Source organism: Novosphingobium mangrovisedimenti (assembly GCF_025153475.1).
Taxonomy (GTDB): Bacteria; Pseudomonadota; Alphaproteobacteria; order Sphingomonadales; family Sphingomonadaceae; genus Novosphingobium; species Novosphingobium mangrovi_A.
In genome coordinates, this window is the sequence record NZ_JANZXA010000003.1 from 85,166 (window position 1) to 109,036 (window position 23,871).

Annotated in this window: 22 protein-coding genes; 7 read left to right on the forward strand and 15 right to left on the reverse strand. The window is 65.9% G+C overall.

Translation table 11 applies throughout. The annotated features are described in order from the left end of the window. Positions 1–43: 43 nt before the first annotated feature. Positions 44–925, reverse strand: coding sequence for a LysR family transcriptional regulator (locus NZK81_RS06055; protein ID WP_260044892.1), 882 nt, complete (start codon positions 923–925; stop codon positions 44–46). A gap of 89 nt (positions 926–1,014) precedes the next feature. Here NZK81_RS06055 and NZK81_RS06060 point away from each other — a divergent pair, with 89 nt between their 5' ends. The 4 genes from NZK81_RS06060 to NZK81_RS06075 all read left to right on the forward strand — a co-directional run bounded on the left by NZK81_RS06060 (position 1,015) and on the right by NZK81_RS06075 (position 4,063). After that, entirely contained in the window at positions 1,015–1,722 is a 708-nt protein-coding gene (locus NZK81_RS06060; protein WP_260044894.1) for a CoA transferase subunit A, read from the forward strand. Continuing rightward, positions 1,722–2,375, forward strand: a complete 654-nt coding sequence (locus NZK81_RS06065) for a CoA transferase subunit B (protein ID WP_260044896.1) — start codon at positions 1,722–1,724, stop codon at positions 2,373–2,375. The genes NZK81_RS06060 and NZK81_RS06065 overlap by 1 nt, the downstream gene beginning before the upstream one ends. A gap of 111 nt (positions 2,376–2,486) precedes the next feature. Further along, on the forward strand, positions 2,487–3,443 hold the full coding sequence (locus NZK81_RS06070; protein WP_260044898.1) for an NAD-dependent epimerase/dehydratase family protein: 957 nt from the start codon (positions 2,487–2,489) through the stop codon (positions 3,441–3,443). 74 nt (positions 3,444–3,517) lie between these two features. Further along, complete coding sequence (locus NZK81_RS06075) at positions 3,518–4,063, forward strand: glutathione peroxidase (protein ID WP_260044900.1); 546 nt, start codon at positions 3,518–3,520, stop codon at positions 4,061–4,063. Positions 4,064–4,136: 73 nt separating this feature from the next. Here the strand turns inward: NZK81_RS06075 and NZK81_RS06080 are convergent, their stop codons facing one another. Both NZK81_RS06080 and NZK81_RS06085 read right to left on the reverse strand, forming a co-directional pair. Beyond that, complete coding sequence (locus NZK81_RS06080) at positions 4,137–4,988, reverse strand: sulfurtransferase (protein ID WP_260044902.1); 852 nt, start codon at positions 4,986–4,988, stop codon at positions 4,137–4,139. A 4-nt stretch (positions 4,989–4,992) separates the two neighbouring features. Continuing rightward, positions 4,993–5,115, reverse strand: a complete 123-nt coding sequence (locus NZK81_RS06085) for a hypothetical protein (RefSeq protein ID WP_260044904.1) — start codon at positions 5,113–5,115, stop codon at positions 4,993–4,995. A gap of 340 nt (positions 5,116–5,455) precedes the next feature. On the opposite strand from NZK81_RS06085, the gene NZK81_RS06090 reads away from it, so the two are divergent. Further along, positions 5,456–7,507: a S46 family peptidase gene (locus NZK81_RS06090; protein ID WP_260044906.1), complete on the forward strand. Its 2,052-nt coding sequence runs from the start codon at positions 5,456–5,458 to the stop codon at positions 7,505–7,507. 117 nt (positions 7,508–7,624) lie between these two features. On the opposite strand, the gene metK is transcribed toward NZK81_RS06090, so the two are convergent. The 6 genes from metK to hisS all read right to left on the reverse strand — a co-directional run bounded on the left by metK (position 7,625) and on the right by hisS (position 14,815). Continuing rightward, positions 7,625–8,839 (reverse strand): methionine adenosyltransferase, encoded by a 1,215-nt coding sequence (gene metK, locus NZK81_RS06095; RefSeq protein ID WP_260044909.1) that lies wholly within the window; start codon positions 8,837–8,839, stop codon positions 7,625–7,627. Between the two features lie 47 nt (positions 8,840–8,886). Then, positions 8,887–10,569, reverse strand: coding sequence for an apolipoprotein N-acyltransferase (lnt, locus tag NZK81_RS06100; RefSeq protein ID WP_260044911.1), 1,683 nt, complete (start codon positions 10,567–10,569; stop codon positions 8,887–8,889). A gap of 73 nt (positions 10,570–10,642) precedes the next feature. Further along, positions 10,643–11,416: a DUF4167 domain-containing protein gene (locus tag NZK81_RS06105; RefSeq protein ID WP_260044913.1), complete on the reverse strand. Its 774-nt coding sequence runs from the start codon at positions 11,414–11,416 to the stop codon at positions 10,643–10,645. Positions 11,417–11,649: 233 nt separating this feature from the next. After that, a complete protein-coding gene (gene prmC / locus NZK81_RS06110; RefSeq protein WP_260044915.1) occupies positions 11,650–12,507 on the reverse strand; it encodes a peptide chain release factor N(5)-glutamine methyltransferase in 858 nt (285 codons plus the stop codon). Further along, the gene (gene prfA / locus NZK81_RS06115; RefSeq protein ID WP_260044917.1) at positions 12,504–13,574 is read right to left on the reverse strand and encodes a peptide chain release factor 1; all 1,071 of its coding nucleotides are present in this window, start codon (positions 13,572–13,574) and stop codon (positions 12,504–12,506) included. The genes prmC and prfA overlap by 4 nt, the downstream gene beginning before the upstream one ends. Then, entirely contained in the window at positions 13,571–14,815 is a 1,245-nt protein-coding gene (gene hisS / locus NZK81_RS06120) for a histidine--tRNA ligase (protein ID WP_260044919.1), read from the reverse strand. Before hisS ends, prfA begins: the two co-directional genes overlap by 4 nt. A gap of 104 nt (positions 14,816–14,919) precedes the next feature. Between hisS and NZK81_RS06125 the strand changes: the two genes are divergently transcribed. Next, positions 14,920–16,863 carry a M61 family metallopeptidase gene (locus NZK81_RS06125; protein ID WP_260044921.1) on the forward strand — a complete coding sequence of 648 codons (1,944 nt, stop codon included), beginning with the start codon at positions 14,920–14,922 and terminating at the stop codon, positions 16,861–16,863. Between the two features lie 109 nt (positions 16,864–16,972). Further along, positions 16,973–17,512: an inorganic diphosphatase gene (ppa, locus tag NZK81_RS06130; RefSeq protein ID WP_260044923.1), complete on the forward strand. Its 540-nt coding sequence runs from the start codon at positions 16,973–16,975 to the stop codon at positions 17,510–17,512. Positions 17,513–17,660: 148 nt separating this feature from the next. On the opposite strand, the gene NZK81_RS06135 is transcribed toward ppa, so the two are convergent. The 6 genes from NZK81_RS06135 to NZK81_RS06160 form a co-directional block, all read right to left on the reverse strand. After that, positions 17,661–18,410 carry an SDR family NAD(P)-dependent oxidoreductase gene (locus NZK81_RS06135; protein ID WP_260044925.1) on the reverse strand — a complete coding sequence of 250 codons (750 nt, stop codon included), beginning with the start codon at positions 18,408–18,410 and terminating at the stop codon, positions 17,661–17,663. A gap of 90 nt (positions 18,411–18,500) precedes the next feature. Further along, positions 18,501–19,391, reverse strand: a complete 891-nt coding sequence (locus NZK81_RS06140; protein ID WP_260044927.1) for an alpha/beta hydrolase — start codon at positions 19,389–19,391, stop codon at positions 18,501–18,503. Continuing rightward, a complete protein-coding gene (locus NZK81_RS06145; protein WP_260044929.1) occupies positions 19,391–20,554 on the reverse strand; it encodes an LLM class flavin-dependent oxidoreductase in 1,164 nt (387 codons plus the stop codon). Before NZK81_RS06145 ends, NZK81_RS06140 begins: the two co-directional genes overlap by 1 nt. Positions 20,555–20,558: 4 nt before the next feature. Beyond that, on the reverse strand, positions 20,559–21,377 hold the full coding sequence (locus NZK81_RS06150) for an SDR family NAD(P)-dependent oxidoreductase (RefSeq protein WP_260044930.1): 819 nt from the start codon (positions 21,375–21,377) through the stop codon (positions 20,559–20,561). A gap of 41 nt (positions 21,378–21,418) precedes the next feature. Then, positions 21,419–22,618, reverse strand: a complete 1,200-nt coding sequence (locus NZK81_RS06155; protein ID WP_260044932.1) for an amidohydrolase family protein — start codon at positions 22,616–22,618, stop codon at positions 21,419–21,421. Positions 22,619–22,740: 122 nt separating this feature from the next. Continuing rightward, positions 22,741–23,799 carry an AraC family transcriptional regulator gene (locus tag NZK81_RS06160; RefSeq protein WP_260044934.1) on the reverse strand — a complete coding sequence of 353 codons (1,059 nt, stop codon included), beginning with the start codon at positions 23,797–23,799 and terminating at the stop codon, positions 22,741–22,743. Positions 23,800–23,871: the final 72 nt, after the last annotated feature.

Sequence of the window (23,871 nt, forward strand, 5' to 3'; positions counted from 1 at the left end):
GGCTCCTGGCCAATCGCCCGGTGCAATGGCTGCCTGTCGTTACTCAGCCTGAATCGGCGTCGATTTCAAGCCGTGCCGCACGGGCGAAGAGGTCCAGGATCACCGGGTCGCGTTCCCGGGTGCGGATGGCGGCCTCGAAATGGACGGTCTGGTGCGGTCGGGGCAGAACTTCGCGCAAGGTGCCGGCGCGCAGGTGCTCGCGTATCATCGTCTCGGGCAGGACTGCCGCGCCGGAGCCGTCGGTAACGATCTCGATCAGCGTACGCACGTTGTTGCAGGTGTGCAGGGCCGCGGGGGCGAGCCCCTGGGCCTCCAGCGTTTCGAGCGTCACGGCGTGGAGCGGCGAGTGGTCGGGCAGCGACCAGACCGGCAAGGGGCTGGCAAAGCCGCCCGCTTTGGCCACCGCTGCGCCGGCTGTCCAGACGAGTTCGACCGAACCGATCGGCGCGGTGCGCAGGCCCGGGCTGGCGACGGGGCCGGCAAGGAACACGATGTCGCGGGTCCCTGCCAGCAGGTGCTGGAGCAGGCGGGCGGTCAGGTCCAGTTCGATCTCCATTGTCACCCCCGGCCTTTCGCGCTCGATCGTCTGGATGAAGGCGGGCAGGCAGCTTGCCGCCGCGATCTCGCCCGAGCCGATGCGTACCGTGCCCGTGGCGCCGGCATGGTCGCTGGCTTCCAGCAGCACTTGTTCGAGCCCCCGGCACAACGGCTCGCTGGCCTGGACCAGCCGTCGTCCGCGCGCGGTGAGGACCATGCGGCGCCCCTCGCGCTGGAACAGGGCGACGCCCAGCTGCTCCTCTATCTCGCGCACCCGTGCGGAGATTGTCGGCTGGGTGGTATTGAGACGCTGCGCGGCTGCCGCGAAGGTACCGAGACGTTCGATCCACATCAGCGTCTCGAGGTGGAAGAGAGCAATGCGTTTCATAAGAAATATCAATCAATATTGATAAAAATTAATCGCTATTCGTAATGGGAAGGCTTGTCTAGCTTGCCTCGAAACGCGGAGAGAATCACATGAACAAACTCTACCCCAGCGCCGAAGCCGCGCTGGACGGCCTGCTCAAGGATGGCCTGCTGATCGCCAGTGGCGGTTTCGGCCTTTGCGGCATTCCCGAATGCCTGCTCGACGCTGTGCGCGATTCGGGCGTGAAGGACCTGACGTTCGCCTCGAACAATGCCGGCATCGACAACGAGGGCATCGGCAAGCTGCTGCGCACCAAGCAGGTGAAGAAGATGATCTCGTCCTACGTGGGCGAGAACAAGGAATTCGAGCGCCAGTTCCTCTCCGGCGAGCTGGAAGTCGAGTTCTGCCCGCAGGGCACGCTCGCCGAGCGCATGCGCGCGGGCGGCGCGGGCATTCCGGGCTTCTACACCAAGACCGGCGTCGGCACGCAGGTGGCCGAGGGCAAGGAAACCAAGGTCTTCGACGGTCAGGAATATGTGCTCGAACTGGGCATCTTCGCCGATCTCGCGCTGGTGAAGGCGTGGAAGGCGGACGAGAGCGGCAACGTGATCTTCCGCAAGACCGCGCGCAACTTCAACGTGCCCGCTGCCACCTGCGGCAAGGTCTGCGTGGTCGAAGTGGAAGAGATCGTGCCGACCGGCTCGCTCGAGCCCGATGCCATCCACCTGCCCGGCGTCTACGTCCAGCGCCTCGTGCTGGGCGCACCTTATGACAAGAAGATCGAATTCGTGACGACCCGCGAGAGGGAGACTGCCTGATGCCCCAGGAAATCAAAAAAGGCTGGAACCGTAACGAGATGGCCGCGCGCGCAGCGAAGGAACTGCAGGACGGTTTCTACGTGAACCTCGGTATCGGCATTCCGACGCTGGTGGCGAACTATGTGCCCGAGGGCATCACCGTGACGCTGCAGTCGGAAAACGGCATGCTCGGCATCGGGCCTTTCCCCTATGAGGGCGAGGAAGACGCCGACCTGATCAACGCCGGCAAGCAGACCGTCAGCGAGCTGCCGCAGACCGCCTATTTCGACAGCGCGCAGAGCTTCGCGATGATCCGCGGTGGCCACATCGACCTTGCCGTTCTGGGCGCGATGGAGATTGCCGAGAACGGCGACATCGCCAACTGGATGATCCCGGGCAAGATGATCAAGGGCATGGGCGGCGCGATGGACCTCGTTGCCGGCGTGAAGAAGATCATCGTCGTCATGGAGCACACCTCCAAGAACGGTGATCCCAAGTTCATCCCCGAATGCACGCTGCCGCTCACCGGCAAGAACGTGGTCGACATGATCGTGACCGACCTGTGCGTGTTCCAGCGCCCCGATCATAACAGCCCGTTCAAGCTCGTCGAGCTGGCCCCCGGCGTCACCGCCGAGGAAGTCGCGGCCAAGACCACCGCGCACTACGTGAGCTGACCTTTCGATAGGCTCAGGGTGAGCGGAGGACTGGAAAAGGTTCTTCGCTCGTGCTGAACTTGTCGAAGCGCGCTTTGGCAGCAAGCTGAAGCGGGACAAAGGAGGCCGCCGATGAAAATCCTGCTGACTGGTTCTTCAGGCTGGCTCGGCAGGCACCTTGCGCCCTTGCTGCAATCGCGCGGGCATGACGTCATCGGGCTCGATGTCGCGCCCGGCGATCATACCCGCGTGCTGGGCTCGGTCGCGGATCGCGATCTGGTGTTCCAGACGGTCGCGCAATTCGGCATCGAGGCGGTGATCCATGCTGGCGGGCTGCACCAGCCGGACATCGTCCGCTTCCCGCGGCAGGCGTTTGTCGACGTCAACGTGACCGGTACGCTCAACCTGCTCGAAGCGGCTGCGGAGGCGGGCCATGCGCGCTTCCTGTTCACGTCCACCACGTCGCTGATGGTGCGGGCCGATGTTCGCGCCGGGGCAGGCGATGGCGGGGCTTGGTGGATGGACGAGGATTTCGGCCCGCTCGAACCGCGCAACATCTACGGTGTCACCAAGATGACCGCAGAGAACCTGTGCCGGCTGGTCTCGCGCGAGAGCGGCATGGCGGTGGCCATCCTGCGCACCGGGCGGTTCTTTCCCGAGGACGATGATGTGCATGCCGTGCCGTCGGGTCCCAATCTCAAGGCCAACGAGCTTCTCAACCGTCGCCTCACCGTGGGCGACGCCGCTCTGGCCCATCTCGCGGCGCTGGAGCGGATAGAGGGCTGCGAGACTTTCGTGCTCTCCGCGCCGCCGCCCTTCGCGCGCGAGGATGTGGCCGAGCTTGCCGCCGATGCCCGCGCAGTGATCGCCCGCCGCTTTCCCGAGGCGGCAGGGCTCTATGACCGGCAGGGCTGGGTCCTGCCCGAGCGGATCGAGCGGGTCTACGATCCGGCCAAGGCCGAGCGCCTGCTCGGCTGGCGGGCGCAGACGGATTTCGCGGCGGTTCTCAAGGCCTTGCGCGAAGGTGCCGCGCTGCCCTTCGCGCACGATCCGGACTGGATTTCGCCCGTGCTCACGCAATCGCCCTGACGCACAGGGGTGGTCTTGCCGCAGTCATGCGCGGGCCCCATACTCTCCCTAAACAGCACGGGAGAATCCGAGACATGACCGATATCGCCGCTATTCCGCTGACCCGCATCGACGGCGGTTCCGACAGCCTGGCCGAGCACAAGGGCAATGTCCTGCTCGTGGTGAACGTTGCCAGCAAGTGCGGCCTCACACCGCAGTACGAAGGGCTGGAGAAGCTCTACACCGAATACAAGGACAAGGGCTTCGAGGTGCTGGGTTTCCCCGCCAATGACTTCGGCGCGCAGGAGCCGGGCACGCACGAGGAGATCATGGAGTTCTGCTCGGTCAACTACGGCGTCTCCTTCCCGCTGTTCGCCAAGGCCGATGTGACGGGCGAGGGCAAGCAGCCGCTCTATGCCGCGCTGACCGAGGCGAAGCCCGAGAAGGTCGGCCCGGCAGCCGAATTCCGCGAACGGCTCAAGGGATACGGCATGACGCCGACCGAGGATCCCGAAGTGCTGTGGAACTTCGAGAAGTTCCTGATAGCCCGCGACGGCACGGTCGCCGGCCGTTTCGCGCCGGGCGTCGAGCCGGGGGCGTCCGAACTGGTCGATGCGATCGAGACTGAACTGGCGAAGTAAGTCCGTACGCCATCTTCCCCACCCTCTCGTCGTCTCGCGAAGGCGGGCGTGGCGAGAGGGGCGGGCTTCCCGATCAGGTCTCGCCTGTCTCCACGGGCCGGGCTGGATTGCTGATCCATTCGCTCCACGAGCCGGGATAGAGCCGGGCGCCGGGCATTCCCGCGATTTCCATGGCGAGCGCGTTGTGGCACGCGGTGACGCCCGATCCGCAGCTCAGCACGGCGGGCTTGCCGCCCAGCAGCGCGTGGAAATCCGCAGCGAGTTCGGAGGCCGGGCGAAACAGGCCGTCGGGCCCGAGATTGTCCCGGAAGAAGCGGTTGCGTGCGCCGGGAATGTGTCCTGACACCGGGTCGATCGGATTGGGATCGCCCCGGAAACGCGAAGGATCGCGTGCATCGAGCACTTGCGCCTCACGGCCTTCGATGTTTTTCAGCACCGCCGCTGCATTGACGGGCGCGCCCACCAGCGGGTCGCCGGCTTCGAAATCGCCGGTCGGGGTCGGGCCGGGCTCGGTCGTATCGAGCGGCAGGCCCGCGGCGATCCAGGCAGGCTTGCCGCCGTCGAGCACCGCGACCTGGGCATGCCCCATCCAGCGCAGCAGCCACCAGGCCCGCGCCGCCCAGGCGCCGCCATGGCTGTCATAGACGACGACCTGCTGGCCCTTGCGCAGGCCGAGCGAGCGCAACCACGCAGCCAGCGCCACTCGTGCGGGCAACGGATGGCGTCCGTTGGTACCATCCGGCGGTCCGGCGAGGTCGTTGTCGAGATGGGCATAGCGCGCGCCCGGCAGGTGCCCCCTGGCATAGAGCGAGGGGCCCTTGTCCGGCGCTCCCAGTTCGAACTCGCAGTCGATCAGCAGAATGTCGCTGCCTGCCGCGAGCAGGTGCTGGAGCTGTGCCACGCTGATCAGGGTTTCCCACGTCATGTTCTTACCCCGGCAGCGCTGCGATCTTGTCGATAGTCCCGCCGCTGGCGGCAAGCAGCGCGCGGTACGTTGCCGGACGGGTCCTGTCCAGACCCGCGCCGCCGGGCATGGGGGGAAGCGCCTTCACGCCGCGACAGTGCGTGCACACAGGCCGGAATCGCTTGCGCGTGCCACGCGGGCGCAGCGCATGGCGGGCCGGGCGGCCTTGCGCCCAAGTCGCGAAGGCGGGATTCGAGCATGCGCACCTGTGCCCCTTGATGCCCCTGGGGGAGGACGGTCAATATCCTGCAGAACATAGGCAGGACCTGCGAAGACAAGGTTAAGCTTGTTGCTTTCTATGACCTTTCCGGCATCGATCCATGTCGTGTCATGTCCATGTTTCGCAACGTTCTTTTCGGGTTCGGGATTTGGCTGGACATAGCAGGTTTCCGTGGGAAAACCGGGGCAATCAGGAACAAGGAAACCCCATGACGACCCGTTCGCTTTCCCTGCTTGCCGGCACCGCTGCATTGCTGGCGTTCACCTCCTCGTCCGCGCGGGCGGACGAAGGCATGTGGACCTTCGACGGCTTTCCGCGTGCAAAAATGGAGGCCGACTACGGCTGGGCGCCCGACCAGGCCTGGCTCGACAAGGTCCGCAACGCCGCCGTGCGCCTGACCGGCGGTTGCTCGGCCAGCTTCGTGTCGGGCAATGGCCTGATCCTCACCAACCACCACTGCGTCGCCTCCTGCCTGTTCGACAATTCGACGGGCGAGGATGACCTTCTCGACCATGGCTTCATCGCTGCGCGCCTGTCCGACGAGAAGAAGTGCCCCGGCCAGCAGGCCGAAGTGGTCACGAAGGTCATCGACGTGACCGGCGACGTGAAGAAGGCGATCGGCTCGCTCGCCGGCGAAGCGCTGACCAAGGCGCGCGATGCGCGGATTGCCGAGATCGAAGCCGGCAATTGCACCGACCGCGAGACTACCCGCTGCCAGGTCGTCACCCTGTTCGGCGGCGGGCAGTACAAGCTCTATACCTACCGCAAGTATTCCGACGTGCGGCTGGTCTGGGCGCCCGAGGACAGGGCTGCGACGTTCGGCGGCGATCCCGACAATTTCAACTACCCGCGTTACAGTCTCGATGGTTCGTTCCTGCGGGCCTACGAGAACGGCAAGCCGGTCAGGACGCCGAACCATCTCAAGTGGAACCCGCGCGGGCCCGAAGAAGGCGAAGTCACCTTCGTTGTCGGCAATCCGGGGTCGACGTCGCGCCTGTACACCCAGAGCCAGCTCGCATTCGAAAGAGAAGTGCGCCTGCCAGCGATCGTTACCACCTATTCTGAACTGCGCGGCAGGCTGATTCGCGCCATGCAGGAAAGCCCCGAGCACGAACGCGAAGGGCTCGACATGCTGAACGGCGTGGAGAACAGCCTGAAGGTCTACATCGGCCGCATGAACGCGCTGAACGATCCGGCGTTCACCGGCAAGCTGGCGGCGGCCGAGGCCGACCTCAAGGCGAGGAGCGCGGGCAAGGCCGGTATCGGAGACCCGTGGAGCGACATGGACAAGGCCGTGCAGGCTTACCGCAAGCTCTACTTTGCAAGCCGTTCGATCGCGCCGTCGGGCGATCTCTATCACTATGCCCGGACGCTGGTGATGGGTGCTGCCGAACGCGCCAAGCCGAATGCCGAGCGCCTGCCCGGCTATACCGACAGCGCATTGCCGCTCACCGAGAAGCGGTTGCTCGATGCCGCGCCGGTCTATTCATGGCTCGATGAACTGCGCCTGGGATGGAGCCTGTCGAAGGCGCGCGAATACCTCGGCGTCGATGATCCCGATACCAGGCTGCTGCTCGGCAAGGAAAGCCCCGAGGGGCTGGCGCAGCGTCTGGTCTCGGGCACGAAGCTGGCCGACCCGGCCTATCGCAAGCAGCTTTGGGACGGCGGCGAGGCCGCGATCGCGGCTTCGGACGATCCGATGATCGTCTATGCCCGCAAGCTGGAGGCGCGGCAGCGCGAACTGGAGAAGCAGGTCGACGAGGCGTATGCGGGACCGGCTACGGCCGCTGCGGCGAAGCTCACCGATGCCCGCTTCGCGGCCTATGGCGATACGATCTATCCCGATGCCACGTTCACCCTGCGCATCAGTTACGGCAAGGTCGCGGGCTGGTCCGAACGGGGCAGGCCGGTGCCGTTTCAGACCGTGATCGGCGGAACCTTCGATCGCGCCACCGGCGCACCGCCGTTCGATGTGGCCCCCGCCTTCGCCGCGAAGGAAAAGCAGATCGACAAGGCGGTGACCTATGATTTCGTCTCCACCAACGACATCATCGGCGGCAATTCCGGTTCGCCGGTGATCGACAAGGCGGGCACGGTGATTGGCGCGGCCTTCGACGGCAATATCCACTCGCTGGGTGGCAACTACGGCTATGATCCGGTGCTGAACCGCACGGTGACCGTTTCTGCGGCCGCGCTGCAGGAAGCGCTGGAGACGATCTATCCCTCTCCGCGACTGGTCAGGGAACTGGCCGGAAAGTAACGGCATGAAGGGGGGCGGTTTCGGCCGCCCCCAAACCGTTCAGCATGGATAGCGCTTGCCCGGTGCCGAGGCAGCTCGTCCGGGATTTGCCGCCGGCCGCGTGGGCCGGCGCGCGGTTCAGGCCAGCGCGGCCTTCAGGTCGTCGGCCAGGTCGGTACGCTCCCAGGGGAACAGGTCGCCTTCCGGCTTGCGGCCGAAGTGGCCGTAAGCGGCGGTCTTGGCATAGATCGGCTTGTTGAGGCCGAGGCCCATACGGATGCCGCGCGGGGTCAGGCCGCCCAGCTTTGCGGCCGCAACCCTGGTCAGCGCGCCTTCGAGCGCTTCCTCCGACACGGTGCCGGTGCCGTGCAGGTCGACGTAGAGCGACAGCGGTTCGGACACGCCGATCGCATAGGAAACCTGGATCGTGCAGCGCTTGGCAAGGCCCGCCGCGACCACGTTCTTGGCGAGGTAACGGGTAACATAGGCGGCCGAGCGGTCGACCTTGGTCGGGTCCTTGCCCGAAAAGGCGCCGCCGCCGTGCGGGGCCGCGCCGCCATAGGTATCGACGATGATCTTGCGGCCGGTGAGGCCCGCGTCGCCATCCGGCCCGCCGATCACGAAAGTGCCGGTCGGGTTGATGTGGAACCTGGTCTCGTCGGTAATGAAGCCCGCCGGCAGGATGTCGGCGACCACGCCTTTCACGTAGGCCTGCAGTTCCGCGCCCTTTTCGCCCGCGTCGTAGCCTTCCCGGTGCTGGGTCGAGACGACCACGGCGGTCGCGGCAACCGGCACGCCGTCCTTGAAGCGCAGCGTGACCTGGCTCTTGGCGTCGGGTTCGAGGAAGGGCACCGCGGCCGAATGGCGGTCTGCGGCAAGGCGCTGGAGGATCTTGTGGCTGTAGTCGAGCGTCGCGGGCATCAGGTCGGGGGTTTCATCGCAGGCGAAGCCGAACATGATGCCCTGGTCGCCCGCGCCCTCGTCCTTGTTGCCGGCGGCGTCCACGCCCTGCGCGATGTGCGCGGACTGGCCGTGCAGGCGATTGATGAACTCGAAGGTCTCCCAGTGGAAGCCGTCCTGCGCATAGCCGATCGTCCTGACGACGTTGCGCACTGTCCGCTCGATCTCCTCGAGCGCGCCCGGGGCCCATTCGCCGTTCTCGTAGACGCCCTTGCAGCGGATTTCGCCCGCCAGAACCACCAGCTGGGTCGTCGTCAGCGTCTCGCAGGCCACGCGCGCTTCGGGATCCTTGGACAGGAACAGATCGACGATCGCATCGGAAATCTGGTCGGAAACCTTGTCGGGATGTCCTTCCGAAACACTCTCGGACGTGAAGACGTAGTCGCTGCGCATGGGGAGACCTGCTGATATAAAGAAAACTTTATGTGTGTCTCCGAGCTCTACCTGCGCGGACGGCGCAGTGCAACCATGGAAAGTGCCGCGAGGCCCAGCAGGGCGGCGAATATCAGCGGCAGGGCATTGCCGTATCGGGCGAATGGCGTCGGCTCGTGCGGTGGCGGGATTCGTCCATCGATGCGCTGCGCGACGTGGCGGGGAACGGCAGCGCGCACGATACCGTCGGCGTCGATCACCGCGCTGATCCCGTTGGTGGTCGACCGCAGCACCGGCAGCCCTTCCTCGATCGCCCTGAGGCGGGCCTGCGCCAGATGCTGGGGCGGACCCCACGCGCCGAACCAGCCGTCGTTGGAGGGGTTGTATATGTAGTCGGGCCGGTTCAGCGGATCGACGACTTCACCGCTGAACACGATCTCGTAGCAGATCTGGATCCCGGCCTCGCCCCAGGCGCCGAGGTCGTATGTGCGCGGGCCCGGGCCCGGCCAGAAGTCGAGCGCGCCTGCCACAAAGCGCGAGGCGCCGAGCGGTTCGAGCAGCCAGCGCAGCGGCAGGTACTCGCCGAAAGGAACGAGGTGGGCCTTGGAATAGCCGGCGACAATATCGCCCTTGCCGTCGATGGCGGTCACCGAATTGCGCGCGGCGATGCCTTCGTCGTCCTTCATCACCAGGTCTACCGCGCCGGTGAGCAGCAGTCCGTAGGGTCCGATGACCGAGCCGATTCGCTCGCGTGCGATCATGGGGTCGGCACCGAAGGTGTAGAGGCGGTAGAGGTAGGGTGGATAGCCGTCGCGAAGGTAGTCGCCCAGCCCCGATTCCGGCCAGAATACCACGCGCTTCTCCCCCGGGGTGCGTGGCAGCGAGAGGCGGGCCAGTTTGAGGAAGTTGGCTTCATAGTATCGGGGGTCGTCGACGATCTCCTGTCGTAGGTCGGGCTGGACCAGCGTGAAGCGCACGGCGCCCTCCTCGCGTCGGACCCACGGGTCGGGTTCGATCATGAGCGCGCTCAGCGCTGCCGCGATTGCCAGCGCCGGCAGGGCCCAGATCCAGCGCCGTGGCGCCGTCGTGGCATGCATGCCCGCGCGCAGGAAAAGGCCGGGCAGGCCTGCCAGCAGGACCAGCAGGCCGGACAGTCCGTAAGTGCCGATCCATGGCGTTACCAGCGCCAGTCCGCGTGTCTGGAACTGGCCGAGCAGCGCGATTCCGATCGGGTTCCAGGCGAATCCGGTGAAGACCCAGGCGCGCATCCACTCGGTGACGATCCACGCCGAAGCGAAAGCAAGGACGAGTGCGAGGAAGGTTCCGGTTCCGCTGCGCCCGGCCGCGCGCGCGCGGTCGGGGCGGATCACGAGCCACGCCGCCAGCGTCGCCAGTGCCGGATAGATCGCAAGGTAAAACGAGAGCAGCACGACCGCTATACCGCCCAGCCATGCGGGCATGTTCGCCTGATAGGTGAAGGCGGTCGCGATCCAGTTGTCGCCCAGGGTGAAATGGCCGAGTCCGAAGCACCAGCCGATCATGAGGGCGCCGCGCGCCGTGCCCGTGCGCGAGACGATCTCAAGCAGCAAGGCTATTCCCAGCAAGGTCAGCGGCCACAACGACAACGGCTGGAAGCCGCAGGCGGCGATCGCTCCGGCCATAATCGCGAAGCCCGCCGTCGTCAGGCGGGGAAAGCGCGCAAGCGGCGGTGGGATTTTCGGGAAGGGCAGGGCGCGCCGGGGAGAATGCATCGGCGCCGGGTTGTAAGCCCGCCCGGCAGCGACGCAAGCGAAGTTGCGCGCGCCGGGCCTGACTGTCGTAAACTCAGCCGTTTACGGTTTCGAGCGTACCGCCCGCATCGTCCGCCGGAGGAGCGGTCTTGCGCGTACGGCGGCGCTTGGGCTTTTCCTCGGCCACTTCGTCGCCACTGTCGGCGGCAGCCTTCTTCGGCTTTGTTTCCTTGGCGGAAATCGCCGGCGGAAGCGTGGCCGGGTCGAGGTTGCCTTCGGGCTCGTTGCCCTCGGACGGGGCCTCTGCGTCTTCGCCCTCGTCGGTGTCGCGCGTGCGGCGGCGCGGCTTGCGCGGCTTGGGGGCGCGTGCGTTCCGCACGAACGGGTTCTCGGCCGGTTCGTAGATCGAACCTTCCTCGTCGACCGCTTCGCTGGCGTTGCTTTCGCCTTGGTCGGCGTCGGACCGTTCCTCGGACGAAGCGTGCTCGCGCGGTTCGCGTTCGCTGCGTTCGCCACGAGGGGCGCGGTCGTACCGACTGCCCTCGCCCCGACTGCCCTCGCCATCGCCCGAACCGGCATCCTCGCCGCTTTCCTGCTGACGATCGTCCCGGCGCGGCTGGCGTGCCTCTTCCTGGCGCTGCTTCTGGTCGGCGATGACGCGGAAGTAGTGATCGGCGAACTGGAGGTAGTATTCCTCCTGAACCCGGTCGCCGTTGAGATGCGCGTCGTGCGCCAGCTTCTTGTACTTCTCCAGCAGCTGCGGAGCGTTGCCCCGTGCCCTGCTGTCGATACGGTTCATCTGCTGACCGCCCTGCTGGCGATTGTTACCGCGGCCACGCCTGCGGTTGTTACCACGATTGTTATTCAAGGATAATTTTCCTCAAAACCCCTGGCATGAGATCGGACCATCTGGCCGAATAGCCGTACATCATATGATCACGGCACGCCCCCCGGTTGCCGAGACTTCCACATCTGCCTTGCCGCGGTGCCCATACCGCGACCGCTTGCAAATAATGGAGGTGAACCGGGCATGGGAATTTCCGTCCATTAGCCCGTTCACGTAATCCTTAAGCATTCCAGGCCGGAATTCCAAGTGAAATCTTATGCAACATGGCCTGTTTCCGCAGAAAAAGCGACGACTCGGGCGCGTCCTGCCAGATCGCGATGAAGCCTCGATGTCAGTCCCGCCCATGCGCCGATTTCCGCCACGGCCCCGGCCTGGCGGTATCCGATTTCGACGAGGGCGAGCCCTTGCGGGGCCAGCAGAGCGGGCAATTGCGGGATTAGGATCCGATAGGCGTCGAGGCCTTCCGGACCGGCGAACAGGGCCCCGGCCGGCTCGTGATCGCGCACGACCGGTTCGAGCGCGGCATCGTTTTCGACATAGGGCGGGTTGGCGAGGATGAGGTCGAACGACGCGCCCAGTCCATGCGCCCAGCCGGGCTGATCCCAGTCGCGCAGGTGGAAGGCCGCGCGTTCCGTCAGTCCCAGCTTCGCAGCGTTGCGCGCCGCTACCGCCAGGGCATCGGTGCTGCGATCGATGCCGACGCCGGCGGCCTCGGGGAAAAGGCTGAGCGCGGCAAGAAGCAGCGCACCCGAGCCGGTGCCGCAGTCCAGAATGCGTGCCGGGGGGCTTCCCGCGAAAGCGTCGCGGGCGGCTTCGATCGCGGTTTCGGAATCCGCGCGCGGGATCAGCACCGCCGGCGTCACCTCCAGTTCCAGCCCATAGAACTCGGCCGTTCCCAGAATATAGGCGACCGGCTCGTTCGCCAGACGCCGCGCCAGAAGGGGTTCGAAGCCATCGGGAGCCGGGTCGCGCATGTGCCGCAGCAGGAGTTCCGACCGGCTCACCCCGAATGCGGCGGCCATCAGCAGTTCGGCATCGAGCCGGGCGGTGGAATTGCCCGGGCCCAGCCGTTCGGTAGCGTCACGCAGCCGCGCGGCGACGGTGGTGTTCACGAATCCATGGCCGCCAGGCGCTTCGCCTCGTCCTCGGCGATGAGCGCGTCGATCAGTTCGCCGAGTCCCGGTCCTTCGAGGATTTCGGGCAGGCGGTGCAGCGTCAGGTTGATGCGGTGGTCGGTCACGCGCCCCTGCGGGAAATTGTAGGTGCGGATGCGTTCCGAGCGGTCGCCCGAGCCGACCATGGCCTTGCGCGCCTCGGCTTCGGCGCCGTGGGCTTCCTCGCGCATTTTCTCGTAGAGGCGCGCGCGCAGGACCTGCATCGCCTTGGCCTTGTTCTTGTGCTGGCTGCGTTCGTCCTGGCAGATCACGACAAGGCCGGTGGGCAGGTGGGTGATGCGCACGGCCGAATCGGTGGTGTTGACGTGCTGCCCGCCCGCGCCGCTGGCGCGGTAGATGTCGATCTTGAGGTCCTTGTCCTCGATCTGCACGTCGACTTCGCTGGGTTCGGGCAGGACGGCGACGGTGGCCGCCGAGGTGTGGATGCGCCCGCCAGATTCGGTCACCGGCACGCGCTGGACACGGTGGACGCCGCTTTCGAACTTGAGCTTGGCGAAAACGCCGGTGCCCGAGATATGTGCGACCACTTCCTTGAACCCGCCGATGTCGCTGGCGTTGGCCGAGATCATCTCGACCTTCCAGCCCTGATCGGCGGCATAGCGCTCGTACATGCGGTAGAGATCGGCGGCGAACAGCGCGGCCTCGTCGCCGCCGGTGCCGGCGCGGATTTCGAGCATGGCCGGGCGCTGGTCGGCACTGTCGCGCGGCAGCATGGCTACGGCGAGCTTGCGTTCGGCCTCGGGCAGTTCGGCCTTGATCCGCGCGACTTCTTCTTCGGCCAGCGCGCGCATGTCGGGATCGGGATCGTCGAGGGCGCGCAGGCTTTCCAGCTCCGCGCGCATGGCAACGACTTCGGCAGCCACGCGCGCCACCGGTTCCAGCTCGGCGTAGTCGCGGCTCGCGGCAACGAAGGCCTCGCCTTCCAGCGTGCCCGAGGCCAGTCGCGCTTCCAGTTCTGCGAAGCGGTGCGCGATCTGGGCCAGGCGTTCGTCCGAGACGCTCACGACTGAATCGACTGGATGACCTGCTCGACTGCCAGATATTCCGCAGTTGGCTCTGCCGCGCGCAGGTTGGCGACGGGAACGCCGTCGCGCATGACGAAGGAGACCAGCACCCTGGCATTGACCTTCACGGCCTTGTCGAAGCGCTTGCGCGGGCTTCCGGTGGCGATCATGTCGGTGTCGATGCCCTGGTGGCGCAAAGCGGTGATGGCCTTTTGCGCATAAGGCAGAGCCGCATCGTCCTCGACCGCCAGGATCGCGGTAAGCGGCGCTTCGCCTGCCGCGCCGGCCTCTTCCACCAGCATTGCCAGCCGCTCGATCCCGGCGGCCCAGCCCACGGCCGGCGTGTACGGGCCGCCCAGCGCTTCCATCAGCCCGTCGTAGCGGCCGCCGCCCAGCACGGTACCCTGCGCGCCCAGACGGTCCGTCACGAATTCGAAAGCAGTGTGCCTGTAGTAGTCCAGACCGCGCACAAGGGCCGGGGCTCGGACGAAGTCCACCGAGGCGGCCTCGAGCCCTTGTGTCACCTTCCCGAAGAAGTCCTGCGCCTCGCCCGAGAGGAAGTCGTCGATGCGCGGTGCATCGGCGGTGAAGGGCTTGTCGCGCGGGTCCTTGGAATCGAGGATACGCAGCGGATTGCGTTCGAGGCGCTCCTGCGAATCCTCGCTGAGCGACGCCTTGTGGTCGCGGAAGTACTCGATCAGCGCGGTACGCCAGGCCTCGCGGCTTTCGGCGTCGCCCAGCGTGTTGAGCTGCAGCGTCACGCCTTCGGCAACGCCCAGTTCCTTCAGCAGCTGGTCGGCCATGACCAGCAGTTCCACGTCGGCCATGGGTTCGGCGGCGCCGATGACTTCGGCGTCGATCTGGTGGAACTGGCGATAGCGCCCCTTCTGCGGGCGCTCGTAACGGAACAGCGGGCCGTGCGTCGCCACCTTGAGCGGCGCATACTGCTTCCAGCCGTTGGTGAGATAGGCGCGGGCGATGCCGGCGGTGAATTCGGGCCGCAGTGTGAGCGATTCGCCGCCGCGGTCGTCGAACGAATACATTTCCTTGGAAACCACGTCGGTCGTTTCGCCCAGCGAGCGCGAGAAGACGGCGGTCTTCTCGAAGACCGGCATCTCCACGCGGCGGAAGCGATAGAGCTTGCGCACGCGTTCGAAGGTCTCGACGACGTGGGCGAACGCTTCGGCATCGGCGCCGAAGATGTCCTGGGTTCCGCGGATGGCTTGAGGTGTACTGCTCATGGGCGCGCCGCTTAGCCCGAATGGGCGCGGCAATAAAGTGGTCGTGAGTCGGGAGCGGGACTGGATGGTTGCCAAATGAAGTAACAGACGCAAAGATGGGCGCAATGAAGCATCTCTCCGCGGTCGCCACGCTCTCCGCCCTCCTGTTCCTTTCCGCTCCCGCAACGGCGCAGGATCCCTCACGCACGACGCCCATGGCGCCGCCGCTGCCGGCGCCGATCCCGGCTGCCAGGGACGTCCCCTATCCGGGCACCATCGCCCTGCAGATCGATGCCAGCGACACCGAACGCGGCGTCTATCGCGTGACCGAGCAGGTGCCGGTCGCACCCGGGACCGCCAGTCTCACGCTGCTCCAGCCCGGCTGGCTGCCGGGCAATCACTCGGAAACCGGGCCCTATGCCTTGCTGGCGGACATCCACTTCTATGCCGACGGGAAGGAAATCGGCTGGGACCGCGACACGGTCGCGGTCAACGCCTTCCACCTCTCGCTGCCCGAGGGCACGAAGCAGGTGACCGCGCGGTTCGTTCACACTTCCCCCGTGCGCTCGAGCGAGGGGCGCGTGACGATGACGCAGGAAATGCTCAACCTGCAGTGGGAGAAGATGAGCCTCTATCCGGCGGGCCACTACGTGCGCGCCATTCAGGTGAAGCCGACCGTCACGGTGCCGAAGGACTGGACCGTTTATACCGCGCTTGGCGGCATGACGCGTCGCGGCGATACGGTGACCTGGAGCGCGACGGACTACGAACGCCTTGTCGATTCGCCGATCTTCGCCGGCATCCACGCGAAGCGCTGGGACCTGGGGCACGACGTCTACCTCGATGTCGTCGCCGATGAGCCGGAACAGCTCGCGATTGCACCGGAACACCTGCAGACCTACCGCAACCTCGTCGATCAGGCTCTCCTGACCTTTGGCGCGCGTCACTTCGACCGGTACGATTTCCTACTGGCTCTGACCAACCGCATGGGCGGCATCGGCCTCGAGCACCACCGTTCCAGCGAGAACCAGTACGAACCCACGTCGTGGACCGACTGGGACAAGATGGACTGGGATCACAACGTCATCCCGCACGAGTTCACGCATAGCTGGAACGGCAAGTACCGCCGCCCGGCGGACCTGTGGACGCCCGATTACCAGCAGCCGATGCAGAACACCCTGCTGTGGGTCTACGAAGGCCAGACGCAGTTCTGGGGCTATGTGCTGGCGGCGCGTTCAGGCGTGCAGAAGAAGGATACCGTGCTTGGCATGTGGGCGGCTGCGGCCGCCAAGTATGCCGAGGGCACGCCCGGTCGCGGCTGGCGGTCGGTGGAGGACACGACCGCCGCGCCGCAGCTCAACCGGCGTCGGCCGCTGCCCTATCAGTCGCTGACGCGCAGCGAGGACTATTATGTCGAGGGCGCGCTGACGTGGCTCGAGGCCGACCAGATCATCCGCAAGGGCACGCATGGCGAGAAGGGGCTCGACGATTTCGCCAGGGCCTTCTTCGGCGTGCGTGATGGCGACTGGGGCGAACTGACGTACGATTTCGACGAGGTCGTGCGCACGCTCCAGGCGATCTACCCTTACGACTGGGCAAGCTTCCTGCGCACCCGGCTCTACTTCCCCAACCAGCCCGCGCCGATGAACGGCATCCGGATGGCGGGCTACAAGCTGGTGTGGAAGGACAAGCCCAATCCCTACGAGCAGGGCATCGCCGATGCCCGCGGAACGGTGGATCTCACCTATTCGCTGGGTTTCGCGCTCGACAAGGAAGGCAGCGTGACATCCACCTTGTGGGATGGCCCGGCCTACAATGCGGGGATCATCAACTGGACCAGGATCGTCGCGGTGGACGGCCGCGCCTACAACCAGAACCTGCTCAGGAACGCGATCGTCCAGGCCAAGGAACCGGGGGCGAAGCCGATCGCGCTGCTGGTGAAGCGGGGCGAGCGCTACGAGACGGTCTCGATCGACTATCACGGAGGGCTGCGCTGGCCTTGGCTGGAAAGCACGACGCCGGGTAAGACGAATGGTCTCGATCGTCTGCTTGCGGCCAGGCGCAACTAAATTTCGCGCGGGCGAGAAGGCTGTTGCGGTGCAATAAAGGCAAGGCTAAGTCGCGCGCATCTTGATCCATCCGGTATCTCTTCGTGAGAACCAGTAAAGAAGGGCCATCATGCGCATCGACAAAGTTCCCGTAGGCGACAATCCGCCGGAGAGCCTCAACGTCATCATCGAGGTCCCGGTCGGCGGCGAGCCGGTCAAGTACGAGTTCGACAAGGATTCCGGCGCGCTGTTCGTGGACCGCATTCTCCACACGCCGATGCGCTATCCGGCGAACTACGGTTTCGTGCCGCACACGCTCTCGCCCGACGGTGACCCGCTCGACGCGCTGGTCGTTGCCCGCTCGCCGTTCATCCCGGGCTGCGTGGTGCGCGCGCGTCCGATCGCGGTTCTCAACCTGGAAGACGAGCACGGCGGTGACGAGAAACTGGTCTGCGTGCCGGTCGATTCCACCTTCCCGTACTACACCAACGTGAACGAGAAGGACGACCTGCCCGAAATCGTCTTCAGCCAGATCGAACACTTTTTCACCCACTATAAAGATCTTGAAAAGGAAAAGTGGGTACGTATCGGTACATGGGGCGGCGCCGAAGATGCGCGCAAGATCGTTCTGGAAGCGATTGAGCGGTATAAGGGTGCAGCCTCCGCCTGATTCGGATTTGCCTCTATTGACGAGGTCCACTCCCCCATGTGGATCGGGGGCCGGCGGCACAAGTCGCCGGCCCCTTGCTATTTCAGGGGTATGACAAGGTGTGCGGGACATTGCCCACAGGTGTTCTCCCGGTTCCGAAAGGGGCCTTTCAGGTGACGACGCGGCCGCCGTTGACGCCGATGGTCTGCCCGGTAACGTAGCCGCTGCGTTCGTCGCAGAGCCATGCGCAGGCATTGGCGATATCGTCGGGCTCGCCCATGCGGCGCACCGGGATCGTCTGCAGCAGCACTTCTGTCGGGATCTGGAACTTCTCTCGGTTCGCTTCCGACATGATCGTGCCCATCACCGAACCCGGCGGGATGTTGTTCACGGTGATGCCGTAAGGCCCGAACTCCTGCGCCATCGAGCGGGTCATGGTGATCACCGCGCCCTTCGACGAGGAATAGGGGATCATGTTGATCGCGCCGGTCTGGCCGCTGGAGGACGAGATGTTGACCACGCGGCCCCAGCCGGCGTTCTTCATGTCGGGCAGGCATTCCTGCGTCAGGATGAAGATGCCTCGCACGTTGACGGCATAGATGAAGTCCCAGCGCTCGTCGGTCAGCTCCTCGAACGGGGTGAAGTCGGTAACGCCGGCGTTGTTGACGAGGATCGAGACCGGGCCAAGCTGTTCGCGCACTTGTTCCACCGCGGCCTGAACCGAGGCGCGGTTGGACACGTCGGCGCCCACGGCAATAGCGGTGCCGCCCGCGTCCCTGATCGCCTTGACCGTGTCGGCGCAGCGTTCGGCATCGAGATCGAGCACGGCGACGGCAACGCCTTCCTGGGCAAGGCGTCTGGCGCAGGCGGCGCCGATCCCGGCGGCAGCGCCGGTCACGATGGCAACTTTGTAGGACATGCAATTCTCTCCCGGTCGTATTCAGCAATTGGGGGAGAGCTAAGCGACAAACGGTGCGGTTGGAAGGGTGAATTTGTACAGGTGTTCAGACTACGCCCGGGCGGGGAGGGACACGATGCCGTCGATGAAATCGGCCATCGCAGCGAATGTCTCGCGCGCACCGGGCAGGTCGGCACCGCGCACGACGGCGACATGGTCCATCCCCGCGATTTCGACGAGGCGGCAGTTGCATCCTGACGCAGCCAGTTTCCCGGCGAACCGGCGCGAATCCTCGACCAGCACTTCGCCCGTTCCGACGCTGACGAGGCATGGCGGGAAGCCGGCAAGGTCGGCGAAGAGTGGCGAGGCGAGCGGGTGGCGTGCCTCGAAGCCCTGCAGATAGAGGTCGGCGGCGATCCGGGCGGATTCGGTGCCGAACAACGGGTCGCTGGCGGCATTGGCGGCGTAACTCGGCGCGGTGACGGTCAGGTCGAGCCAGGGCGAAAGCAGGATCATGCCGTCGATGCGCGGCGCCTTCCCGGCAGCGGCGAGGATGCCCAGACTGGCGGCAAGGCCTGCCCCGGCGGAATCGCCGGAAACGATCAGCGGTGCCGATCCCGCTTCCGCGCGCAGGGCGACGAGCGCGGCAAGGGCATCGTTCAGGCCTGCCGGGAAGGGGGCCTCAGGCGCGAGCCGGTATTGCGGGACGGCGATGTTCACCGCGCAGCGTGTGGCTAGCGCCTCGCTCAGCGGCGCTTCGAACTCGGGGCGGCCGATCCGGAAACCGCCCCCGTGAAGCTGGAGCATGTACCCGCGCGCCTCACCTTCCGGGGCGAAGCGCAGGCAGCGCAGGCCGCCCAGCTCAGTCTCCTGCGCGGGCTGGTTCGTCGCGAAGGCCCCGCCCGCGATTGCCGCGCCCATCTGCGCGCGCCGTTCGGCGAGATCGGGCGGCGCCGGGTAGCCGGGGCGCTCCGCGGGGAGCGCCAGCACGGTTTCCGGCATTATTCGGCGGCCTGAAGCGCGATCGATTGCTCGAGGCCGCGCGCCGTACGTTTTGCGCCCATCGCCTTCAATTCGGGGATGACGTAGTCGCCCAGCAGCGTGATCGATTCGAGCACGGCTTCCTGCGGCAGATAGCCGAAGTTCACGTAGCACAGCACCTGATCGATCCCGGCGTCTTCGTACTTGAGGAACTTCTTCAGGCATTCCTCGGGCGTGCCGATGATGACCATGTCCTGCTCGTCGAAGGAATGGATGTCGAAATCGCCGGCGGCCTGCTTCTTGAGCAGCGGGAAGGCCTTGTCCTGCGCCTCGGGGGGCAGGTGCGCCATTTCCCATTTGAGGATGAACTCGGCGCTGGCGCGGTACCACCACCACATCGAATCCCACACGCGGTTGGTGTCGAACTTGCTGCGGCTCTCGGTGCAGTGGACCAGCGTATAGACGCCGACCTTGTTGGTGTGGACGTGGCTCACCGGCACCGCGTTCTTCTGTTCCTCGCGGTAGATGTCGATCAGCGCGGCCAGCTTGTCGAGCGGTTGCATGATCGAGAAGCACAGCAGGCCAAGGCCGTTCTGCCCGGCCATGCGGATCGTCTCTTCGGAACTGGCCGCCATCCAGCACGGCGGGTGCGGATACTGATAGGGCTTGGGCGTCACCATGCGCTTGGGGAATTTCAGGTACTCGGAGTCTTCCTCGTAGTATTCCTGGGCCCACATTTCCGAGACGGTCTTGCAGGCAGCCAGCATCTTCTTCTTCGATTCGGCGGCATCGACTCCGAAGGCGATCTGCTCCATCGGCGTGGAACGGCCCATGCCCCATTCGGCGCGGCCCCGGCTGAGCAGGTCCACCGTCGCCACCTTCTCGGCCACGCGCACCGGGTGGATGAACTCGTGCGGCATCAGCGTGACGCCGAAGCCGAGGCGGATATTCTCGGTGATCTGCGAGAGCGCGCCCAGCACCACGTCGTTGCAGGGCATGTGGCTGCGCCCCTCGCGGAAATGGTGCTCGACCAGCCAGGCGGTGTGGAAGCCCTTCCTGTCGGCCAGCGCAATCTGCTCGATGCAGTTCTTGTAGGCCTGCCGCTCCTTGGTGCGCTGGCCCCAGGGGTGTTCGCCTTCCCAGGGCTTGGGGGCTTCGAATTCGTAGAGAAGTCCGAGTTCCATGGCGTCAGGCCTCCTGCTTTTCGGCTTCGAGCTGCTTGCGGCTCTTGCGCGCACCGGCGCAGAACTTGGTGGAAAGCGAGCGGTCGACGGTCAGGCTCTGGCCGGAAATGCCGCTGGCAAGGTCGGACAGGAGGAAGACGATCGCGTTTGCCAGTTCCTCGGGCATCGCGAAGTTTTGTTCGCTCCCCTGCACGACGTTCTCGGAAGCCACGCGGGTCATCACCCGCTCGGTATAGACGGCGCCGGGCAGCACCGAATTGGCGCGGATGCCGAACTCGTGCCACTCGTTGGCCATCGTCCGGGTCAGCGCGGTGATGCCCGATTTCGCCGCGCCATAGGGCCCGTGCCAGGGCGCCGATGTCAGCGAGGAGACCGAGGAGACATTGACGAGGGCGCCGCGTTCCTCGCGCGCGATCCATGTCTTGGCGGCATCGCGGCACAGCGTGAAGATGTAGCCGAGATTGAGCTGGAAGGTCTGCCAGAAGCTGTCGGTGGGCGTCTCGTCGAGCGGCATCCATTCACCCTCGCGCGTGCCGCCCGCAACATTGGCCATGCCGTGGAGCGTGCCGAACCGGTCGAAAACCTTCGCGATCACGGTCTCGCAGGCGGCCTTGTCCATCAGGTCGACGACCATGGGATGGATCGTGCCGCCAAGGGCCTCCACGTCTTCCACGGTGGGCGCGATCAGCGCCTCGTCCTTGTCGAGCGCAATGATCGTGGCGCCTGCCTTGGCGAGCTGGCGGCAGGTCGCCCCGCCGATGCCGCCGCGGGCAACCCCGCACACGAGGATGGTTCGACCGGTCAGGTCGATGGCGAGTGTCATGGCTTTTTCTCCCGTTGTCCGCTCTGGCGGCGGACCCTTGGTCAGATGTCGATGCGGTAGAGTTTGGCGGCGTTGCCCCCGAGCACCTTGGTCTTTTCCTCGTGCGTCAGGTCGCCGTAGCGGGTGTCGAGGTTCTCGATCGGATAGAGCCCGGTGGGGTGCGGGAAGTCGGTTTCGAACAGCACGTTGTCGATACCGACCTTGCGCATCATGTCGGCCGCGGCCTGGCCCTGCTCGAACCAGAAGCAGGCGTAGAAGTTGCTCTGGAAGTATTCGCTCGGCTTCTTCTCGAAGCCCTTGCCCTCGGCGATCTCGATCAGCTGGTAGTCGAGCGCTTCCATCATGAAGGGCACCCAGCCGATCCCGCTTTCCACCGAGACGAACTTGAGGTTGCGGAAGCGGTCGAGCAGCCCCGAATAGATCAGGTTGGCGACGACCTTGCCGTTGTTGAAGAACAGCATCGCGCCCGAAATACCCGAGCGCAGGTCGCGCGTGAGCGAGGGCCAGCCCTGCTGCCCCATCCAGTCGATCGAGGTTTCCGAGGCGCCGATGTGGAAATTCACCGGCAGGTTCATGTCCTCGCAGACTTCCCACAGCGGATACCAGTGCTCGTGCGCGAGGTCGGGCAACCGCTCACCGCCCAGATCGACGAGGTGCGGGTCCGAATTGATGTTGATGCCGCGCAGGCCCATGGCAGCGCAGCGCTCGGTTTCCGCGATGGCCAGCTTCACATCCCACCAGGGCAGCAGCGCCATCGGGAAGAAGCGGCCGTTCGAATCGGCCTGCATTTCGGCGACGGCATCGTTGTAGATCTTCACGCAGGCGAGCCGCAGGTCGGCATCGACCTTGGCCGCTGCCTGTCCGCCGAAGCCGAGGATGTTGGGATAGACGATCTGCGCATAGATCCCGGTCTCGTCCATCACCTGCAGGCGTTCCTTCAGCGAGGAGGAGCCGGTGTGGACGTCCTCGAACTGCAGCTTGAGGAAATCGTCGAGCACGCGGACCTTGCCGCCGTCCTTCAGGATCGCGCTGTTGGGGTGCGCGCCGGTGCCGATCGACTTGTCGCCGTCGATCACCCACGAGCGCACGCCGTCGAGCATCTTCACCTGCGGCACCCGGTCGCGGATCGAGGCAGGCGCGCGGCTGGTCCACATGTCGTGCGGTTCGGTGAGGTGGGTATCGGCGTCGATGACCTTGCAGGCGGTCTTCGCGCCGGGCTTGTCCAGGCTGGCCGAGGCCATGGCATTTCTCCCGTGATCTGTTTCTTGGGAGGATTGGTCGCCCAGGTGCCGGGCAATGAGAAGGCCTGCATCTCCACCTGCCTTGCTCGATCGTCCACGCTCGATCGTCAACGTGGGGCTGATCAGTCGCGCGGGCCCTGCGTGAAGAAGACCTTGCCGGGGGCGACGGTGCTGGAGGTCGCAACCGATTCGGACGTGTTGTCCGATACCCGCACGGCACGGCTACGCGCGCCGGCAAGCAAGGCGCGGAAGCCGGGTTCTGGGACCTCCTCCCGCGCCGCACGCGCCTCTTCGCGCAACTGGCTGGGGGTGATTCCGAAATGGCGGCTGAAGCGGCGGCTGAACGCGGCTTCGGACCCGTAGCCTGCCAGTTCGGCGATCTCGGCGACTTTCATCCGGCCCTGCCTCAGCAGCGTGGCGGCATGTTCCATGCGGTGTTCGGCCACCACTTCCATCGGCGCCTTGCCCACCGATTGCGTGAAATGCGCTGCGAAGTTCGAGCGGCCCATGCCCACGGCGCGCGCCAGCGATTCGACGGTCCAGGCCTGCGCGGGGCTGGCGGCGATCAGTTGCAGGGCATCCTCTATGGGATCGCGCGTTTCGGCGGAAAGGATGCGGCGGCAGCCCGGATCGGCGCGCAGGGCGGCGACCAGCAGGGTCTCGGCGATCCGCGTCAGCAATGCCGCCGATCCCGCGCCCATGCCCGCCAGCGGTAGGGCGTCGGGCTGGAACAGCGCGGTGCCGGTCCTCAGCAGCGAGGGCAGGGCGGAGCGCGACACGTCTCCCGGCCACTGCGCGCGCAGGCGGGCGCTCAGCACCCGGGCGGTCACGCGCGCACCTTCGCCGAACGCGATGGCGGGCGGCACGTCGTAATCGGCCTCGCGCCGCAGACCGTCGTGGGGCTGGGCTGCGGCGCCGGGCGCCGTGCGCAGCGCATGAGCCTCGCCCGAGAGGACCATGGCGACATCGCCGGGCCCCAGCTCCGCCATGGCACCGCCGGCGCAGGCAAGGCGCACCGCGCCGTGGATCACGGCATGGACGAAAACGGCATCGCCCGGCGCAATGGCACACCCGGCCTGCCCGGCGAAGTCGCCATAGACCCAGGTCCGGCCCGACAGGCGCACGTCGCCCAGCAGGCCCGATAGGCTGCGCGAAACCGGTCTGGATGGCTTGCCGGACACCTGCCGTTATTCTCCCGCTTTGCCGATCCTCTGGACGATCGGTCATGTGGACCTGAGAATATGGGATTGCCC

Excerpts from the sequence above, each read along its gene's own strand:
- NZK81_RS06055 (WP_260044892.1), bottom strand. The coding sequence starts at position 925 with ATGAAACGCATTGCTCTCTTCCACCTCGAGACGCTGATGTGGATCGAA.
- NZK81_RS06060 (WP_260044894.1), top strand. The coding sequence starts at position 1,015 with ATGAACAAACTCTACCCCAGCGCCGAAGCCGCGCTGGACGGCCTGCTC.
- NZK81_RS06065 (WP_260044896.1), top strand. The coding sequence starts at position 1,722 with ATGCCCCAGGAAATCAAAAAAGGCTGGAACCGTAACGAGATGGCCGCG.
- NZK81_RS06125 (WP_260044921.1), top strand. The coding sequence starts at position 14,920 with ATGAAGCATCTCTCCGCGGTCGCCACGCTCTCCGCCCTCCTGTTCCTT.
- NZK81_RS06145 (WP_260044929.1), bottom strand. The coding sequence starts at position 20,554 with ATGGAACTCGGACTTCTCTACGAATTCGAAGCCCCCAAGCCCTGGGAA.
- NZK81_RS06090 (WP_260044906.1), top strand. The coding sequence starts at position 5,456 with ATGACGACCCGTTCGCTTTCCCTGCTTGCCGGCACCGCTGCATTGCTG.
- NZK81_RS06155 (WP_260044932.1), bottom strand. The coding sequence starts at position 22,618 with ATGGCCTCGGCCAGCCTGGACAAGCCCGGCGCGAAGACCGCCTGCAAG.
- NZK81_RS06140 (WP_260044927.1), bottom strand. The coding sequence starts at position 19,391 with ATGCCGGAAACCGTGCTGGCGCTCCCCGCGGAGCGCCCCGGCTACCCG.
- NZK81_RS06135 (WP_260044925.1), bottom strand. The coding sequence starts at position 18,410 with ATGTCCTACAAAGTTGCCATCGTGACCGGCGCTGCCGCCGGGATCGGC.
- NZK81_RS06080 (WP_260044902.1), bottom strand. The coding sequence starts at position 4,988 with ATGACGTGGGAAACCCTGATCAGCGTGGCACAGCTCCAGCACCTGCTC.
- NZK81_RS06150 (WP_260044930.1), bottom strand. The coding sequence starts at position 21,377 with ATGACACTCGCCATCGACCTGACCGGTCGAACCATCCTCGTGTGCGGG.
- NZK81_RS06075 (WP_260044900.1), top strand. The coding sequence starts at position 3,518 with ATGACCGATATCGCCGCTATTCCGCTGACCCGCATCGACGGCGGTTCC.
- hisS (WP_260044919.1), bottom strand. The coding sequence starts at position 14,815 with ATGAGCAGTACACCTCAAGCCATCCGCGGAACCCAGGACATCTTCGGC.
- NZK81_RS06070 (WP_260044898.1), top strand. The coding sequence starts at position 2,487 with ATGAAAATCCTGCTGACTGGTTCTTCAGGCTGGCTCGGCAGGCACCTT.
- ppa (WP_260044923.1), top strand. The coding sequence starts at position 16,973 with ATGCGCATCGACAAAGTTCCCGTAGGCGACAATCCGCCGGAGAGCCTC.
- lnt (WP_260044911.1), bottom strand. The coding sequence starts at position 10,569 with ATGCATTCTCCCCGGCGCGCCCTGCCCTTCCCGAAAATCCCACCGCCG.
- metK (WP_260044909.1), bottom strand. The coding sequence starts at position 8,839 with ATGCGCAGCGACTACGTCTTCACGTCCGAGAGTGTTTCGGAAGGACAT.